Raw genomic sequence first — 16,844 nt, 5'->3', positions numbered from 1 at the left:
GTGATGACAGTTGCATATGTTGCAGGCGTTGGTATGACACGCTTCTATAAACCTGGCCAACATCAACCTTATCGTGTGATGGTGAAAGAAGCTGTTGAGGCTGCGTTACAAGACGCTGGGATCCCATACGGCGCGGTTCAGCAAGCTTTTGGTGCGTATATCTATGGTGATAGCACCTGTGGACAAAATGCCCTCTATTCCGTTGGCATGACAGGTATTCCGATTATCAATGTGAACAACAATTGCTCCTCTGGCTCCACGGCGCTGTTTCTTGCGCGCCAAGCGGTGGCAAGTGGGGCTGCGGAGTGTGTACTTGCATTTGGCTTTGAGGAGATGCAGCCCGGAGCGTTGGCGTCTCATTGGGAGGACCGTGAATCTCCTTTCGATCCGATGCTGGGGCGTTTAAAGGAGATCGCTCCGCATACACCAGCAGGGCCTTTAGCGCTGCAAATGTTTGGCGCAGCAGGACGTGCCTATATGGAGCGTTACTCAGCTCCCGCCTCCTTGTTTGCTGAGGTTGCTGTAAAAACCAGAGCTCATGCGCTGAACAACCCTCGCTCTCTTTTTAATAAGCCACTGACGGTAGAGGAGGTGCTTAGCTCGCCAACCATCTACGATGGCTATATGACACGTCTTATGGCGTGCCCACCAACGTGTGGCGCTGCCGCGGCGATTATTTGCAGTGATGCGTTTGCCAAGCGACATGGTATTCGAAAGCCGGTCTGTATTGCTGGGCAGAGCATGACGACCGATACAGCTGATAGCTGGGATAATCCGATCGACTTGATCGGTGCTCAAATGACAAAGCTAGCCGCCAACCAAGCGTTGAATGAAGCCGGTGTTGATCTGGCGGATGTGGATGTTGTTGAGTTACACGACTGCTTTACCCCCAATGAAGTGATCACTTATGAGGGCTTGGGGCTATGCGAAGCAGGGGAGGCGGAGCGCTTCGTTCGTGCCGGTGATCATACCTACGGTGGCCGTTTTGTGGTTAACCCTTCAGGGGGGCTCATGTCTAAAGGGCATCCTATCGGTGCGACGGGCTTAGCTCAGTGTGCTGAGCTGGTGTGGCATCTACGTGGTGATGCGGGGGCACGGCAAGTCGCTGGTGCTCGAGTGGCGCTGCAGCATAACTTAGGGTTAGGCGGTGCCGCGGTGGTCACGCTATATCAAGCGTGATTGTGCACCAATGACCCTTTAAGTAAGTTAAGAAAAATTTACCTAAATAGGTAAATATTATTGTTTGCTCCCTAAATTTAACTCACGCACACTGAGCAAAAAAATGGGAGCAATTACTCATGTCAACCGCACTATCTGTTACCGAGTTTTTCGCACAGCTTTGGAAAGACTACACCCAAATCACACCCCAAGCGCAGGTGATTCACGATCTCTTTAAAGAGAGCGATGGCACTGTGATCAACGATCATGTGGCTTTTCGTACCTTTGCGGGTACCCCCATCTGTTTGGATAACCTAGAACCGATCATCTTGTCGTTGGGCTATGAGCGCCAAGATAGCTACCGCTTTGTATCGAAGTCTTTACGCGCGCATAGTTTTATCCATCCCGACCCTGAGCAACCGAAGATCTTCTGCTCGGAGCTTTTAGTGGAGGAACTTAGCGATGACGTACAGGCGATTATTCAGCGCTACACCGCACAGATTCAAGTACAGACGCTGGCACCGTCTGTATTTTGGTCTGGACGTCATTGGGAGATGCCCAGTTGGGAAGACTACCAAGCGGTGATGGCTGAATCAGAGTATGGCGCTTGGTTACTAGCGATTGGCGTGCGTGTTAACCACTTCACGGTGAGTGTAAATGCCTTAACGTCGGTGGACAGTATTGAAGCAGTGCTTACGCGTGTGAAGGCAGCAGGTTACGCTGTAAATAGCGTGGGTGGTGAGGTGAAAGGCTCTCCGCAGGCTCTGCTGGAGCAAGGCTCAACCATGGCTGATCAAGAGGTATTTACGTTTGCTGGTGGCAATGAGCAGCGGATACCTACCTGTTTTTACGAGTTCGCCAAACGCTATGCGGATGCTGAAGGGGTGGTCTATCAAGGCTTTGTTGAAGCGAATGCGGACAAAATTTTTGAGTCCACAAACGCGCGTTAGCCATTAAACAGCAGGCTGGGTCATTACCGAGCCTGCTGGAACTCCTCTACCAGAATGGCGTGAATATCGTCGTACAAGGAGCGCAGTTCTGGCTTCATGTTATCTATCGCTTCTTGCGCGGTGATGTAATAAGGCGCACGAATGCCATGATAATCCACATCTTCACCCGCCCGTGTGAAGTTAATACCTGAGCGTTTGAGTAACTTAGGCAAAAAGGGCTCCATCATAGCGAAGGCGTGGGTCTTGTTTGTGATAATGCTCATTGATGTTGCGGCTAAGAATGCAGAGACCGCTATCAATGGGAAGACGCGCTGCTCTTCCTCACCAAACGTCAATGCGGCTGCGCTACCGAAGCGGTCACGGTGCTCGTTATGACGGCGTCTGAATGAGCCATCAACAGCAAGGCGTGAGACTTCGCACATTTGGCTGCGGGGCAGCTGTAACTCATTGAGCAGGGCATTATCTAGGCTATCTGGGCAGAAACGCTCTAGCGGTAGCAGTGCGTCGTGCCCATCGGTGGCACCGGGTACCAGTCTTACGCAGCCTGCGGGGTAGCCACTTGGCTTATGGCGGATGATGCAGTGTAGCGAGTAGTCATCGAAATCATCACGCTCTTCGCCGTCGTCATCATCAGAGGTTGGTTCGTACTGAAACTCCTCGCAATAGACGCGGTATCGAACTTGATAAACCTGCTTCTTTAACTCTTCTGATGTGGCAAGGTCCACAGAAAAATAAGTTTGAAAACTATCTGCGAGTAAACTGCTCATAACTCAACCTCCTTAATTGGGGAGTCCGCCTAGCGGCTGTTCCAGCGCCTTAACCACGGCTGCCAGCGTTGGTATACCATTTATAGTAGAAGCTTTTTTGCCACTTTAAATGCGACTTGCTGTAGAGGATGGTTGTTACCACCCGGTCGCCACGTCTTGCTAAGTTTGTTGCGATACGCATCGAAGTGGAGACCGTGGGGCGCTGTAATAACCTCGCCGCGCCCTAGAAGAATTTTTAGCGCATTGGTCCCAGCGATACCTGCGCACATATCAACAGACATCGGGGTAGATGGGCCTTTCTGCGCTTTAAAATCGGCAGCTGATTTATCCACTAGGTACTTCACTTGGAGCATCGCGGGTGACAAGCCGATCAAAAAACGGACTAGCTGCTCTTCGGTGGTGTAGCCTTCTAACTTGAAGTAATCCTCGAAGCTCATATGACCTGGCAAGAAGGCCAGAAACGAGCAGCCCATGCCCAGTGGTGCAGCTGTGATAGCGGGGATGCCCTTCTCTTTGCACTTTTTGAAGACGAGTTTCCGTGCATCTAAGGCAAAGAAATCTAAACTATCAACATAAAGGTCGACCCCGTCGAGAAAAGCGTCGATGTTGGTTTCATTAATGCCTTCAGGGAACGTTTCTATCTTGGCTTCAGGGTTTACATCCAGTGCCATCCGCTGCATGACATCGAGCTTGGGTTCGTTTAGCGTGCTGACAAAGGCGCCGGCTTGGCGGTTGAAGTTGTGAACTTCAAATTCATCAAAATCTGAGATGCTAAAGTTAGCAATACCTAAGCGTGACAACGTGAGTAAATGCGCCCCACCAACGCCACCTAAACCTGCTATTGCTACTTTTTTGCTACGTAGCGTTTGCTGCTCTTCGTGAGTGACCCAGCCGATATTACGCGAAATCGAGGCTTCGTAGTTGTACATCAAACATTCCTGTTTTAGGTAGTATTGGACTATAGCATATGAACATCTTAACGAGTGTTGCGTATAACTAACAGCATTGCAGTGATATGTGTCAGTATCTTTTACAAATATTACCGCACACACAAAAAAGCCTCTGTAGCCGAAACTACAGAGGCTTTTTTTGGGGAACTAAATTAAGCTATTACGCTGCTTTTTTGCGGCGGCCAGCTAGACCAAGACCTAGCAAACCAAGACCGAACAGTGCGATTGAACCTGGTGCTGGTACTTTACCAGTGATAGAGCCGTCTAGAGTTGACTGACGGATAAGGTTACCGTCTACCAATAGTAGCTCGTCTGCACCTGGGATCGGTGGGTTTACGTTTGTATCTAGTGTCAATGTTGGGTTGTTACCGCTAGCAATTGCATCGGCTGCGTCTACCCAAGCAGAACCGTTCCAAATGTTCAGGAAGTCATCCGCTGCGAACGTGATATCAAAGAACAGGTCTAGGTTCGCTGCTTGGATGTTAGAACCTGTAAGGTCTGCAGAGAACGCTAGGCCGCTGCTATCGCCATCGCCTAGTACTAGGTCATTGAAGTAAACGTTTACATAACCGCCTGTGTAAACAGGACCCGCTGGTGTCAGCGTACCGTCGAAGTGGTACTCAACTTGCAAGTCCCAAGACTGCAGGAAGCCTTCGTTATCAGAAGCCAGTGGCGGAACCAGTGGGCTTAGAGCGTCGATATCACACTGACCTGCTGGGCAGTTTGGCATCGCAAGGTTAACAGGTGTTACGCCGTCAATTGCTGTACCTGACGTTGGAACGCCTGCTGCATTCAGTTCAGATGCGATGTTAGTGTCGTAGAAATCCCCTAACAGGCTGCCATCAGAGAAGTCATAGATAGATGTTGCCAGCATTTGGCTGAAGCCAAACTCAGAGAAAGAACCTGTCTGAGTGTTAGCATCTGGAGCACCGATAAAACGTGCAGTATCTGCATCGTTGCCACCAAAAGATGACAGGTCCAGATACATCATATTGGCGTTAGCTGCTGAGCTTAGTCCTAGCGCCAGCGCTGTCGCGGCAAAAGTAGTCGTTAGAGTTTTCATGTTGTATACCTGCTCACAAAATTGGTTGCTGTATTTTCTTATATACAGTATCTGTGCCATTTTTTTTAAGTATTTGTTTTTTATTGAATTTTTATTTTTTTTGGTGAGCTGTAAAAACGGTTTGTAAACTTTTCTGACACTTTTCTGGGGCTGCGTCAGCTTTCTTTACATTGGGTTGGGGTGTTTGTGTTTGCTATTCGCTTCAGTAGGCCCCAGCCTGAATAGGCGGGGCCCACTGAGTTTAAAGGTTTTTCATCAGTGTTTTGGCCTGAGCAAGTTCTGGAAACTGCTTATCTAATAAAGGCTCTAATACCTCTTTGGCTTTGCCGGGTTGCTCTGATTCGCTCAAAGCCAGTGCGTAACGATAGCCTAACGATGGGTTCTGAGGTGCCAGTTGATAAGCCTTGGCTAACGTGTCTACCGCTTGCGCATGATCGCCCGCTTTCAGTAACAGGTGGCCCAAGGTATCGAGAACGTTAGCAGAACCAGGCTTTTCAGCTTGTGCTGCACGAGCATACTTAAGCGCTTGTTGCACCTGCCCTTGTTCGCCTAACAGCCAAGCAAGGTTGTTCATGACGATATAGTTGCTCGGGTCTTGCTTCAATATTGCTCGGTAACGCTGGATCGATTTTGAGTGGTCAATATCGTTGTTTACGATATCGCGGTTGGTGGCATATAACAGCACATCTTTGTCGTTAGGATGTTCGGCTAACCAGTCTGCAATAAGCTTGTCGGCTTGCTGTACCTGCTTGGCTTGAGTCAAAGACTCAGCATATAACATCAGAGATTGGCTGCTTTGCGCGAGTTGGTGCATTTGAGCAAACTGCTTTGCTGACTCTGAATAGTCTTTTGTACTGGCATAGTGTTTTCCCAATGCCCAGTAGAAGCCCGGTGTTGCTTGGTAAGTTTGTAAAAAACGCGTCGTTTGTTGTCGAGCTTGCTCTTGGCGGTCGTTTTCTAACAGGATCAGAATCTCCGCGATCGCCAGCTGTTGATTCGGTTTTTTCTCTAAGCTTTGGCGTGCTTTAAACAATGCAGCATCGGTTTGGCCGCTGAGTGCCAGTGAATAGACCTCACCAAATAAAGCCTGCTCGCTGCTGGGGTATTCGTTTTGCCACTGTTCGTAGACGCTGGCAGCTTGCGAAAACTGTTGCTGGGCAAGATGAATTTGCCCCTGTACTGCCAGCGCATCTTCATGTTGGGGCGCATCGTCTGGAATTTGCTCCAAGAGTGCTAGGCTGCGTGTATATTCAGCTTGATCAGCTGCGATTTGAGCGGCGATAAGCTGCAACGCTGGCGTGCTCTGGCTTTCGAGAAGCTGAGTGAGGCGACTCTCAAAGCGCGAAGTATCTCCTAAGCGTTTCTGCAGACGATACATACCGATTAACGCGGAGCGGTTATCGGGCTCAATCTCGAGAATCTCGTTAAGATAACGCTCCGCATTGCTCAGGTTGTTCTCCTGCAGGGCGATGCTGGTCAGCATGCCCAATACCTCGCTCGTTTTGCCCGTTGGTGTCTCAATACTTAACGCTTTATTCAACACCTCTTTGGCTCGGCTTGGGTCACCCGTACGACGCAGGATGTCAGCCACGAGCAGATAGCCATTCAGATCGTTTGGCTTCAACGGAAGGTAGTCCTTAGCCACCTTGAGTGCTTGCGCTGTTTGCTGTTGCTGTAGGTGGTAGCGAATAAGCGCAACGCGAGCGCGGTACGCGGCTGGATCTTTCTTGAGAACCGCTTGAATCTCATCAAGTCCGGTTGTATCACCTGAGGCCAATTTCAACGCACCAATACCGGTTTGGATATTGGTATTATCCGGGTCGGCATCGGCGTAGGCTTCAAACAGCTTGAGAGCTTCATCGCTGCTACCGGCACGTAAAAAACTGTTGCCGAACAAGGAAACGAGAGCTTTATTGTCTTTGTCAATGGAACCTATGCTGTTGATAACTTCGTCAGCAGTGGTTTCTAAGCCAAGTTTGGAGGCTGTGTAATGCAACATTTGCAGTGCACTGTCGCCGGGCTTAAGCGTGTCTTTTAAGGTCCGTAGGTGGGTATGGGCTTGCTCCCATTTCTGCAAGTTGAAAGCTGCGATGCCGGCTACTAAGCGAGCCTCGGGCGTATTACTGTTGCCGTTGAGCACGATACCTGCGGCGGCACTGGCCGCTTCCCAGTCTTTGGCTTGTAGGCGCAGCTTCGCCTTCAGCAGGTTAGACAGCAGGTGGTTGGGTGTAAATTTGAGCACGGTATCGACATGCTGCTCGGCTTGCTCAAAGGCTTTTCCGTCTAGGTAGGCTTGCGCGGCAATCAGATTTAGGTGGCGACGGTTAGGTTGCAGCTCTAGCACTCGTGCCAGTGTATCGCCCGCTTCAATATGCTTCTGCTGTGCAGAAAGCAGGCGGCTAGAGAGAATCAGCGCCTCAGCGTTATTTGGCTCCTGTGCCAATAAGCGTTGCAGCTGCTCGGTTGCTTGATCAAAGTTGCGTTCTAACGCAGCGCCATAAGCGCTTGCCAGTTTGCTGTATGTACCTGAGCCGTTGGCTGCGGCTGCGAAGTTCGCCTTCGCTTCACTAGACTGATGCAGAGAGATGGCAGCCAATCCTTGATAAAAGTACACCAGGGTTTGTTCATCCTTGTCCAAAGACTCGGTGTCGATGTCGAGTATCTCTTCAAACTGATATTGGTATAGCTGCGCCTGCGCAAGCTCTGCTGCGAGCAGTTGTGCAGCAGCGCCAGCATCAATAGCGCGCTTAAACTCTTTCTCTGCCAATGCGCCTTGCTGCCGGTTTAGATAGTAGTTGCCGAGCAAGAGCCGCGCTTCTTGGTTGGAAGGGTTGGCTTGGAGTGCGCTTTTAAGGTCGATGATAAACGCTTTTTCATCCCCTTGAGAGGCATAGTTTTTTGCAGATTCGAGATACTCGACGTCGGTTTTCTGGGTATCACAACCACTGATAATAGATGCGATAGCAAGACTAATTAGTGTTTTTGTGAGTAATTTCATAGGCATGTGGTCGCTCTTTTTATCCGTGGCAGAGGCGCTATTAGGACCCTATTATCGCGCAGTCTGTTCCATCTCTGCAGCATAAAACCATCTTTCACGATAAAAGGATCATTTCCTGCGTGCAATAACCAGTATAGGCAACTGTAACTGAGTGCGGATTATCCAGAGAGGGCGCTGCTGCGCGTTTGAATGGCCACATCAACAAAATTTCGAATACCCGGCATCGCACTGCGTGACTTCAACCAAACCACATGCTCGACCACCTCCTCATCTGATTCTGCGACGCGCACCATGCGATATCGTGGATCGGGGCGAACATCGTTCTCAAGCGCAAAGCCGATCCCCAAGCCATACACAACGGCTTCGCAGGTGTCATAGCGTGAGTCCATATGGATATGGTGTTTGGGTTCTACATCGCAACCGGTAAATGCTTTATCGACGAGATACTGGGTATAAGCATTCGAGCGTGAGTAGATAAGAGGGTAGTCCGCCAACTGCTGCACACTGACGGTAGGTAAATTGGCTAGCTCGTGATTATGAGGCACCACGGCAGTTAGACAATGGCTGTGATAGGAGAGGCGAGATATCCCTTTCTCCTCTTTGGCGGCGGGGTAGAGGCCAATATCGACCTCGCGCTCATGCAGCATCTCGCGGCACTCGTTCGTGGTACCAGAGGTAATATTGAGCGTTGCGTCGGGGTAGTGCTGATAAAACGCAGCGAACAGCGGCATAAAGATGAGCGGTGAGGCGGTGGCCACGCGCACAACCGGTTGCGATGCAGCACCCGGCTGCGCCAGTGCCTTGATGGATAGTTCTAAATCAGGATACTGGCGAGTGATTTTATAGAGCGCTTGGCCGGTTGCTGTTAGGCGTACGCCGTTGTTAACCCGCTCGAATAGCGCGCTATCGAAACGTGCCTCAAGTTTGCGAATCTGCACGGTGATGGCCGGTTGGCTTACGCCCAAGTCAGCGGCCGCGCGCGTATAATTGCCGCACTTGACGGTTGCGTTGAACGCCTTGATCTCTGACATCGAAAGATCCATCTTGCGCTCCTCACTTATCAAAACCGGCAATTAAAGCGCGCCAGTGTTACCCGTTGATGACACGGTAACGTGATTGCAGGCAGCCCTGAGGCTGTGCAGGGGTTGCTGTTGATAGGGTGTTGAGCGGTTCACAGGCTGCGTCTAACTTCTTTTGATCGAGCAATGGAATCGCGCCAATGAGGCGTTGGGTATAGGGCGCTTGAGGATCCAAGAAGATCTTACGCACGCTGCCCTCCTCGATCAGCTCACCCTGTTTCATCACACAGACCCAATCACAGAGGTTAGCGATCACACTGAGGTCATGGGAGATAAACAGGATGGTGAGGTTAAGCTCATCACGCAGTGATTTCAGAAGATTGAGAATCTCCGCTTGAATGGATACATCCAGCGCAGCAACCGATTCATCAGCGACCAGAAACTGCGGGTTGCACACCAACGCCCGCGCAATGCTGATCCGCTGGCGTTGTCCGCCAGAAAACGCATGTGGGAAGCGGCGTAGGTGATCGATGTTGAGCTTGCAAAGCTTGGCGATCTCGATAACGCGTGCGTCAGTTTCAGCCTTACTTTTAGTGAGCCCCATCGCTTCTAGCGGCTCCGCGATAATGTCTCGCACCGTCATGCGAGGGTTGAGGGAGCTGTAAGGGTCTTGGAAAACCATCTGGCCACGCGCAGCGATCTCGCGGCGCGGAATTTTACCCTTGGCTTGAAGTTTGAGAGGGTGCTCGCCATGAAAGATGATCTCACCGTGACTCAGAGGTACAGCCCCTAACATCGCCTTACCTAGCGATGTTTTGCCTGAGCCACTCTCGCCCACTAGGCCGATAATCTTGCCTTTGGGCAGCGTTAGCGAGATATCTTTTACTGCGGTAAACGCTTCGCCGTTGCGTTTAGCGCCTGCGGCGGGGTATTGAATCTGTGCATGACTGACGGTTAGGAATGGCTCTAAGGTGTCGGTTTTGACATCCGAGAGTGTACTCAAGTGGGGGAGGGAGTTGAGCAAACGCTGGGTATACTCGTGCTGAGGGTGGTAGATCACCTGCTCCATGGCGCCTGCCTCAACAACGCGGCCGCGCTGCATCACGGTGACATTATCCGCCACCTTGCCAATGACGCCGAGATCATGGGTGATAAAGATCATCGCCATCCCCATCTGCTCACGTAGCTCAAGCATCAGCTCCAGCACCTGCGCTTGGATGGTGACATCCAGTGCAGTGGTGGGCTCGTCGGCGATCAGCAATTTAGGTTGCGTAGAGAGTGCCATCGCGATCATCGCTCGTTGGCGCATGCCTCCAGACAGCTCGAAGACATATTGGTCGAAACGCTTGTCGGGCATGGGAATGCCGACACGATCAAACAGGGCGATACCCTCTTTACGTGCTGTGGCGCGATCAATACGGCGGTGTATCTGCATCGTTTCAATCATCTGCTCGCCAAGGGTAATGGCGGGTGCGAAGCTTGCCATCGGCTCCTGAAAAATCATTGAAACCTGCCCTCCACGCACAAGATTGAGCTTGCGCTCGCGTAGCGTGAGAATCGAATGGGCCTGATCATTATGATAGAAATTTATCTGGCTGGGCTTTTGGAAAATGGTGTTGCCCGGATGGAGACGCATGATCGCTTTTGCTGTTGCGGACTTTCCGGAGCCGCTCTCGCCCACTAGCCCCATCACTTCGCCTTCGCGGACAGATAAGCTGACATCATCCACGGCACGAACCAGCCCCTCATCGGTGCGGAAGTCGATGGTTAAGTTGTTAATATCAAGAAGCTTATTACGGTTTGTCACTGAAGCGGTCATGTTATTTATTCCTCTCTGAGTAGGGGTCTGCTGCATCACGCAGGGCATCGCCCACGAACACAAAGGCCATAATGAGCAGCACGAATACCGCTACAGGAAAGAACTGCCAGATCATGTTTTGTTGAATGTCTGGGTCTTGGGCTTTTTGCAATAGCACTCCGAGGCTGTTGACCGGCTCGGTTAGGCCCAATCCTAAAAAGCTCAAGCTGGTCTCAGCCAAGATCACATAGGGGAAGTTGATCAGCGTATCGACGATGATATAGCTACCAAAACTTGGAACGAGGTGGCGCCAAATCACGCGCATATGGCTCGCCCCTGCCAGTTGGGCCGCCAACACATAGTCTTGGTTGCGCTCAACTAGAATATGGGTGCGTAAACGCCGCCCAAGTGCGGCGAAGTCGAGTGCACCAATCACCACAGCGATGGCAAAGTAGCGCTGTACTGGGGTGAGATCGATCTGCGCAAGCGCCACAGCACAGGCAAGATAGATCGGAATTGGCGGTATGACGCGCACCGCTTCAGTGATCGCCATCAGGATGGTGTCGACTTTACCGCCAAAGTAGCCGCTCACGCCGCCGACCAGCAATGACATAAACAGCTTCACAATCAACGCAACGATCGCGATGCTGATGGTGATCCACAGGGCATGTAGGGTGCGGCTAAACACATCCTTACCATCTTCATCTGTACCAAGAATGTGAATTTTTCCCGTTGCTACACCGAAGAGGTGTCGATCCCAGCGCCAATCGATACCGAATGTATCGATCTTCAAGATTGTGTACTCCCAGTCTTTTACAAAAAACTGGAGGTAGCGGCGTGCCTCTTTATCCACGGTAAATTTATTCTGGGTGGACGCGTCGAGGGCGCCGCTGGATGTGAGCTGATCAAGCGCGTCTAGATTGCCACTTTGCAGCAGAGCGCCGAAGTCAATTTTCGGTTGCTCCTTTGCGTAGGTATAGGTGAATGGACGCCATGAGAAGCCGTTATCATCCCAAAATAGAACGGGTTGCGGCGCGCCGCGGCGATAGTCGCTATCGGCGCCATTAATGGTTGGGTCAACAGGGGAGAAAAAGGGGGCGAACAAGCCAAGTAGCACGAGCCCCATAAGCACCGAACCTGCAATCAAGCCGACCGTCTTTTTCATAAAACGCGCTTTGATCAGCGCAAATTGGCCGGCGGTGTAGTAATCAGCATCTTGAGACGTTTGCTGTGCTGCGCGGCGTTTGCCAAAAATAGCTGCGATCATCGTCATCTCCTTAGTGTCCTAGCACGCTTTTACGAACCCGCGGGTCAACCGCGGCCAGCACAATATCGGTAATGAAGTTCATTGAGATCACGACCAACGCCACCAGAAAGAGAATCCCCGCTGCCAGCTCCTGATCATTGGTCATGGCGAGTGCTTCGATCAGCAGAGCGGCGGCATCGGTTAAGCCGATCACAACGGCCACGATGGGGAGGTCGTTAAAGACACGTTGGAAGTCAAAGCCGACACTGTTAAACAGTGGGCTGATGGAGTGACGCACCGGATAGCGGGCCCACAGGCTTAACCCGCGCACGCCACGCGCACGTGCCGCATCGACGTAGAGTTTGTTGGACTCATCCACCACAAGCGCGCGTACGGTTTGTAGTTGCAGGGCGGTGGCTGACCAGCCGATCACAAAAATGGGTAACCAAATATGGCCCAGAAAATCGTTGAGTTTGCCCCATTGAAAACCCTGTTCGGCAAACCAAGGCTCGTTGCGCCAAGCATCGGAGAATAACCCGGTTGGGGCGCTTTCACCGGCAAATACGTACAGCAGAATAATACTCAGTGCGAGCAGGAAGTTGGGCAGAGCAAGTCCCAAATAGCTGATGATGCGCAACACAACGTCTAGCGCTTTCGCTAAACCTAAACCTAACGTATTCAGTAAACGACGCGCTGTTGTGTGCTGTGGATTACGGTCTGCCCATGGCTTGTTCAAGACATACGCCGACAAGATGCCAAACGGCACGGCGATCAGGTAAGACAACATAAGCCCAGCAATACAGAACATGAAACTGAGCCAAAAACGATCGCCCAAGGCAAGGTTAACCGGTTGTCGTTTTGCACAGCTAAAGCCCAAGTCACCATTGAGAGTGAGATTGGCAACCCAGCTGCCCCAACGCACGGCGAAAGGTTGATCCAGCCCCATACGTGCGCGCTCTGCATCGATATCGGCTTGCGTAATGGTTTCGCCTTGGGTGCTTTTATAAGCGATATACTTTTCCGCACAGTCACCCGGTAGCACTTCCATCAGCGAAAACACGATGAGGCTAACCGTTAATAACCCCACCAGAGCCATCAAAAAGCGGTTTCGGACATAGTGGAAGTACTGGCTAGTGCGGCCAAGGAGGGTGAGGGTTCCAGCGGCGATCAATAAGATCCACAGCAGCCAGGTTTGTGCGAGGAATTGAGTCATAATCTGATACAGCAGTTAGTTTATCCAAAATCAGCAGCCTGCGACAAAGGCACAGGCTGCTCGGGCTACCTAGGCGATTACTCGGCTAGGAACCACTGCGTTGGCATGTATGGATAGCTCCAGTAGTAGTCGTAAGAGTGTGTCTTTTGGACTTGGAAGTTACCCAGCTTGTTGCTGCGATAGATAGGCGCTACGGCTTTCACCGTGCCGACAACAAACATGTCATCAGCCACGCGTTGAGCAATTTCAGCACCGACTTTATTGGAAGCATCAGAGCCCATTTTTAGGGTGACAAACTTCGCGGCCAGCTCAGACATCTTGTCGACAGTGGCTGGTGGTTTCACACCTTCAGCACCGTTGGTGTTACGGAACTGCTCCCACAGCATGCCGGTACGGATGTCAAAGAAGCTGCCATAAGGTGGCAGTAGATCCGTGGTGTTCGATGCCAGTGTGGCGAGCGGGCGGCCCATCTTCCAGAACATCACTGTCAGGTCATTCGCTGACTGGGAGTTGCGGTACTCATCGGAAGTTACTTCCTTGATAGAGGTTTCGATGCCAACCTGATTCCAGTTGTTGGCGATGATCTCAACCACTTCTGTCGCTGTTTCTTGGGTAGAGAAGAGGATCGGCAGCTCAAACTTTTTGCCGGATGGCAGGTCACGTTTGCCATCGCCATCTTTATCTACAACTCCTGCTTTATCGAGTAGCTGCTTCGCCAAGGTCTGATCAAATTGAATCCACTGGTTGAGCATCTTCTCGGAGACAAATGGCGCTGTTGCAGAATCGAAAGCCGTATACTGAGCTGGCTTACCAAGGTTGAAGTAGGCGACTTCGTTGATCTTGTTGCGATCAATCGCCACCGACATAGCACGGCGGAAGTTGATGTCGTTGAAAACGGCGCGCTTCTCAAGGTCTTTGTCGGTCATGTTGAACGCGTACGTAGACAGAGAGATATTTGGGCGCAGCGTGACGCTATAGTTGCCTTGAGCTTTGTTCTCTAACAGCACCGGCGCGGAAGGTAGGTTAACGGCTTGAGTTTTGTAGTCGATCTCGCCAGCGATCATCTTCGCGACTTGGATATCCTCATCGCCAATAAAGACTTCGTTGATCTCATTGATATAAGGGAGTTGGTTACCCGCTGTATCCACTTGGAAGAAGTAGGGGTTCGCCACTAGGCGGCGGCCTTCCAACGTATCTTCAACAACAATGTGCGATTCTAGCGTTGGCGCTACAGCGGTGTAGCCTGCTTTGACTAAGCGCTCGGCTGCAGCCTTGTCTTTTAGCAAGGGGGTTGGCACATCTTTCCAATCAGATTGGCCGTAGTAGAAGTTGATCACGGCATAGCCATTTTCAAAACCTAGCTCTTGAGCGCGCTTATCAGCGTCTTTGTTGAGCGCTGGATGGAACTGCTCTAGCAGGTGTTTTGGTTGGAACGGCTGCGCGTAGTCTTGGGCGAACATCGCTGGCAGTGAAGGCATGGGTGCATTCAATGTGAAGCGCACCGTGGTTTCATCCACCGCTTCCACTTGCATCGGCTTACCATCCGATAGGAAACGCTCTTTAGGCGACTTGATGATCGACGTATCCATCAGCATGTTGTGGTACCAGAACACCACATCTTCGGCGGTAAAGTCGTTGCCATCGGACCACTTGTGTCCTTTACGCAGCGACATGGTCAGCACAGTGAAGTCATCATTCCACTGCCAAGACTTAGCCACATTGGGGACAACGGTTGCCAAGTCGTCACTAAAACGAGTCAGGTTAACGTGACGCACCGCCAGAAGGTCTGATGTGCCAGATTCGGTTGCCTTTGATATGCCATCCAGCACACCGCCGTACTGGCCAATTTGCTGGTATGGTGCAATAACAAGCGGTTCTTGTGGCAGGCGTTCAGCTACCGCAGGGATCGCTGGGTTACCGGCGATGCGCTTGTTGAGCGCTTGAATCGCTGGGTTTTCAGCGAAGCTCAGGTTGCACTGGTGAAGACGTTCGAACTCGGCTTTCTCAAACAGGTTCGGATAGGCTCCATTGGCTTTGTCCGCAGTGATCGTTGGACAAGCGGCAATAGCGTTAGTCGCCATCAGCACCGCTGCGCTGGCAATAAGTCGTTTAGACATAACTCTCAGTTCCTAGTCATTAAAGGTCGTTGTCGTTATTACGGTTGTGTTGCCAAGCAAGCCGAAGGGGCTTGCCAGTGAAGAATGTCCCATTGGTTCTCGTGTGCGATCGCTTCAAGCGCCGGACTTGGGTTGGTGGCCACAGGGTGCGGCACGTACTCAAGCAGTGGGAGGTCGTTGGGCGAATCGCTATAAAACGTCATTTCAGCGCGCGGGAATGGGTGATCGCGCAGCCATGCCTCTAGCCGGGTAATTTTGCCCGCTTGGTAGCTTGCGATGCCTGCAATCTCGCCGTTGTAGTGGTTGTCAGTCACTGCCAGATCGATCGCTAACACATCAGCAACCCCTAGATGTTCCGCAACCGCACGCACTAAAAAGGTGGGGGTGGCTGAGATAATCAAGATGCGTGTGTTCTGCTCCGCCAGTGTGTGCAGTAGTTGATGCGCCTGTGGATAGATGCGCGGGGCGATATCCTCTGCAATGAATGCCGGTAACAGTGCGGCGACTTGTGCTGTGGATAGCTGGTTAAGGGGGCGCATAAGAAAGCGCACATAGTCAGCCATATCCAGTGTGCGTGCAGCATAAGCTTCCATGAGCCGCGCTTCTTCTGCGAGGAAGTCCGGTGTTGCTAACCCTAGCTTTACCAAGCGGCGGCAAAAGAGCGATGCGGTATCGCCGCAAAGCAGTGTTTCATCTAGATCAAAGATAGCTAACGGCATGGCGCACCTCTGGGAGTGTCAATAAACCTTGGGTGACAGGCTTGCTGTGCTGCGCAATCTCTAGCAGCTCGCAGATGGTGCCGCAGATGTCGGTCTGTGCTGGGGTGAGGGCGCTGTCATGGGAGAAACGCTCACCGATGGTGATAAAGGGAACCTCTGTCTCTTCTGGCAAGATACCGCCATGGCTGCGATCTGCATTCATACCGTGGTCGGCAGTGATGATGATCTGGTAGCCCGCAGCGATCCAAGTGGGTAAGTAATGCGATAGCTCCCCATCGAGGTGTCGCGCGCTGTTGCGGTAGTTGCTGCTATCAACACCATGGCGGTGACCGGTATCGTCAATATTCATTGGGTGCACCAGCAAGAAGTCTGGATCATGACGGCGACGCAGCATCTCGGCATCAATCAGCAGGTGGCTATCTGGGTAGTGATCAGCATGATAAAAACAGCCATATGGGATGGTCAGGCTGGGGTCGTGGGTGAATCGGTCGCGTCGGGGGTCGTAGGGTGTACGGTTATAGAGCTCGCTGACCCAATGATAGGCCGCCGCAGCCGTTGTTAACCCAGCCTGCTTCGCCAAGCTAAAAATACTGGTTTGGTTGGAAAGGCGTGTGATCTGGTTGTTCACGATACCGTTCACCGCCGGGCGTGTGCCAGTCAGTATGGTCTCGTACAGTGGGCGAGACATGGACGGTAGCTCGCACTGCATGCGGTACTGGGTTGCCTGCCCCTCTTTGCGTAGTGCTTGTACGAAGCCCAAGCACTCGTTTGCGGTTTGATAGTTCAGCCCATCAAGCACAACCAAAATGACTTTATTTGCCATATACATCCTATCCGTGACGCGGT

General features: G+C 51.6%; 13 protein-coding genes. 2 read left to right on the top strand and 11 right to left on the bottom strand.

The annotated features are described in order from the left end of the window. Positions 1-3 precede the first annotated feature (3 nt). Both EOE65_RS10460 and EOE65_RS10455 read left to right on the top strand, forming a co-directional pair. On the top strand, positions 4-1,179 hold the full coding sequence (locus tag EOE65_RS10460; protein ID WP_206052658.1) for a lipid-transfer protein: 1,176 nt from the start codon (positions 4-6) through the stop codon (positions 1,177-1,179). A gap of 119 nt (positions 1,180-1,298) precedes the next feature. After that, positions 1,299-2,108 (top strand): DUF1338 domain-containing protein, encoded by an 810-nt coding sequence (locus tag EOE65_RS10455; RefSeq protein ID WP_127694261.1) that lies wholly within the window; start codon positions 1,299-1,301, stop codon positions 2,106-2,108. 23 nt (positions 2,109-2,131) lie between these two features. Here the strand turns inward: EOE65_RS10455 and EOE65_RS10450 are convergent, their stop codons facing one another. From EOE65_RS10450 to EOE65_RS10400, 11 genes are all read right to left on the bottom strand, one after another. Then, positions 2,132-2,875, bottom strand: coding sequence for a PEP-CTERM/exosortase system-associated acyltransferase (locus EOE65_RS10450; protein WP_127694260.1), 744 nt, complete (start codon positions 2,873-2,875; stop codon positions 2,132-2,134). 80 nt (positions 2,876-2,955) lie between these two features. Continuing rightward, a complete protein-coding gene (locus EOE65_RS10445) occupies positions 2,956-3,804 on the bottom strand; it encodes a ThiF family adenylyltransferase (RefSeq protein WP_127694259.1) in 849 nt (282 codons plus the stop codon). Positions 3,805-3,985: 181 nt separating this feature from the next. Then, entirely contained in the window at positions 3,986-4,888 is a 903-nt protein-coding gene (locus EOE65_RS10440; protein ID WP_164847080.1) for a PEP-CTERM sorting domain-containing protein, read from the bottom strand. A 241-nt stretch (positions 4,889-5,129) separates the two neighbouring features. Further along, positions 5,130-7,886, bottom strand: a complete 2,757-nt coding sequence (prsT, locus tag EOE65_RS10435; protein WP_164847079.1) for an XrtA/PEP-CTERM system TPR-repeat protein PrsT — start codon at positions 7,884-7,886, stop codon at positions 5,130-5,132. A gap of 158 nt (positions 7,887-8,044) precedes the next feature. Then, positions 8,045-8,929: a LysR substrate-binding domain-containing protein gene (locus tag EOE65_RS10430; RefSeq protein WP_127694256.1), complete on the bottom strand. Its 885-nt coding sequence runs from the start codon at positions 8,927-8,929 to the stop codon at positions 8,045-8,047. A gap of 46 nt (positions 8,930-8,975) precedes the next feature. Then, on the bottom strand, positions 8,976-10,724 hold the full coding sequence (locus EOE65_RS10425) for a dipeptide ABC transporter ATP-binding protein (protein ID WP_164847078.1): 1,749 nt from the start codon (positions 10,722-10,724) through the stop codon (positions 8,976-8,978). Between the two features lies 1 nt (position 10,725). After that, positions 10,726-11,970: an ABC transporter permease gene (locus EOE65_RS10420; RefSeq protein ID WP_127694254.1), complete on the bottom strand. Its 1,245-nt coding sequence runs from the start codon at positions 11,968-11,970 to the stop codon at positions 10,726-10,728. Positions 11,971-11,980: 10 nt separating this feature from the next. Then, on the bottom strand, positions 11,981-13,162 hold the full coding sequence (locus EOE65_RS10415) for an ABC transporter permease (protein WP_127694253.1): 1,182 nt from the start codon (positions 13,160-13,162) through the stop codon (positions 11,981-11,983). 77 nt (positions 13,163-13,239) lie between these two features. Beyond that, the gene (locus EOE65_RS10410) at positions 13,240-15,279 is read right to left on the bottom strand and encodes an ABC transporter substrate-binding protein (protein ID WP_127694252.1); all 2,040 of its coding nucleotides are present in this window, start codon (positions 15,277-15,279) and stop codon (positions 13,240-13,242) included. 38 nt (positions 15,280-15,317) lie between these two features. Continuing rightward, positions 15,318-15,998 (bottom strand): HAD family hydrolase, encoded by a 681-nt coding sequence (locus tag EOE65_RS10405; RefSeq protein WP_127694251.1) that lies wholly within the window; start codon positions 15,996-15,998, stop codon positions 15,318-15,320. Beyond that, a complete protein-coding gene (locus EOE65_RS10400; RefSeq protein WP_127694250.1) occupies positions 15,979-16,821 on the bottom strand; it encodes an alkaline phosphatase family protein in 843 nt (280 codons plus the stop codon). Before EOE65_RS10400 ends, EOE65_RS10405 begins: the two co-directional genes overlap by 20 nt. Positions 16,822-16,844 lie beyond the last annotated feature (23 nt).

Origin of the sequence: Neptunomonas marina (assembly GCF_004005935.1) — a bacterium.
Classification (GTDB): domain Bacteria; phylum Pseudomonadota; class Gammaproteobacteria; order Pseudomonadales; family Balneatricaceae; genus Neptunomonas; species Neptunomonas marina.
The sequence above is the reverse complement of the archived record's forward strand: the minus strand, read 5'-3'. Positions and strand labels throughout refer to the sequence as shown.

Bases quoted from the DNA above. Each gene is read 5' to 3' on its own strand.
- EOE65_RS10460 (WP_206052658.1), top strand. From the start codon at position 4: ATGACAGTTGCATATGTTGCAGGCGTTGGTATGACACGCTTCTATAAA.
- EOE65_RS10455 (WP_127694261.1), top strand. From the start codon at position 1,299: ATGTCAACCGCACTATCTGTTACCGAGTTTTTCGCACAGCTTTGGAAA.
- EOE65_RS10450 (WP_127694260.1), bottom strand. From the start codon at position 2,875: ATGAGCAGTTTACTCGCAGATAGTTTTCAAACTTATTTTTCTGTGGAC.
- EOE65_RS10445 (WP_127694259.1), bottom strand. From the start codon at position 3,804: ATGTACAACTACGAAGCCTCGATTTCGCGTAATATCGGCTGGGTCACT.
- EOE65_RS10440 (WP_164847080.1), bottom strand. From the start codon at position 4,888: ATGAAAACTCTAACGACTACTTTTGCCGCGACAGCGCTGGCGCTAGGA.
- prsT (WP_164847079.1), bottom strand. From the start codon at position 7,886: ATGAAATTACTCACAAAAACACTAATTAGTCTTGCTATCGCATCTATT.
- EOE65_RS10430 (WP_127694256.1), bottom strand. From the start codon at position 8,929: ATGGATCTTTCGATGTCAGAGATCAAGGCGTTCAACGCAACCGTCAAG.
- EOE65_RS10425 (WP_164847078.1), bottom strand. From the start codon at position 10,724: ATGACCGCTTCAGTGACAAACCGTAATAAGCTTCTTGATATTAACAAC.
- EOE65_RS10420 (WP_127694254.1), bottom strand. From the start codon at position 11,970: ATGATCGCAGCTATTTTTGGCAAACGCCGCGCAGCACAGCAAACGTCT.
- EOE65_RS10415 (WP_127694253.1), bottom strand. From the start codon at position 13,162: ATGACTCAATTCCTCGCACAAACCTGGCTGCTGTGGATCTTATTGATC.
- EOE65_RS10410 (WP_127694252.1), bottom strand. From the start codon at position 15,279: ATGTCTAAACGACTTATTGCCAGCGCAGCGGTGCTGATGGCGACTAAC.
- EOE65_RS10405 (WP_127694251.1), bottom strand. From the start codon at position 15,998: ATGCCGTTAGCTATCTTTGATCTAGATGAAACACTGCTTTGCGGCGAT.
- EOE65_RS10400 (WP_127694250.1), bottom strand. From the start codon at position 16,821: ATGGCAAATAAAGTCATTTTGGTTGTGCTTGATGGGCTGAACTATCAA.